This window comes from Paenibacillus sp. 2KB_20, from assembly GCF_052115765.1.
In the GTDB taxonomy this organism is placed as follows: Bacteria; Bacillota; Bacilli; order Paenibacillales; family Paenibacillaceae; genus Paenibacillus_AQ.
Window position 1 is genome coordinate 1 of sequence record NZ_JBFRHH010000049.1, and the last position, 442, is coordinate 442.

Consider the following 442-nt stretch of genomic DNA (forward strand, 5'->3'; position numbering starts at 1 on the left):
ATCTAAGCGTGAAGCCCCCCTCAAGATGAGATTTCCCAATTCGTAAGACCCCTTGAAGACCACGAGGTAGATAGGTTGGAGGTGGAAGTGCAGCAATGCATGGAGCTGACCAATACTAATCGGTCGAGGGCTTATCCAAAAAACACCCCAAAAAGTGAAGCGAAGCTTTGAAGCAACGCCGAATACTTTCCGGGGACCCCGATATTGCATTGAGGAAATGCTACGGATTCTAAAACACGCAAATTCGTTTCGTATCTAGTTTTCAGGTGATCAATCACTTGAATTAAATATTGTTCCCTGATAGCTCAGTTGGTAGAGCACTCGACTGTTAATCGAGTTGTCACAGGTTCGAGTCCTGTTCGGGGAGCCACTTATGGAGAGGTGTCCGAGTTGGCCGAAGGAGCACGATTGGAAATCGTGTAGGCGCCAAAAGCGTCTCGAG

Annotated in this window: 1 tRNA gene and 1 rRNA gene; both read left to right on the forward strand. The window is 47.7% G+C overall.

Features of this window, described 5'->3' with window-relative positions:
* Positions 1-139: ribosomal RNA gene (locus tag AB4124_RS34110) — 23S ribosomal RNA — on the forward strand; the annotation flags it as partial.
* Between the two features lie 155 nt (positions 140-294).
* Positions 295-370: transfer RNA gene (locus AB4124_RS34115), tRNA-Asn, on the forward strand.
* The last annotated feature ends 72 nt before the right edge of the window (positions 371-442 follow it).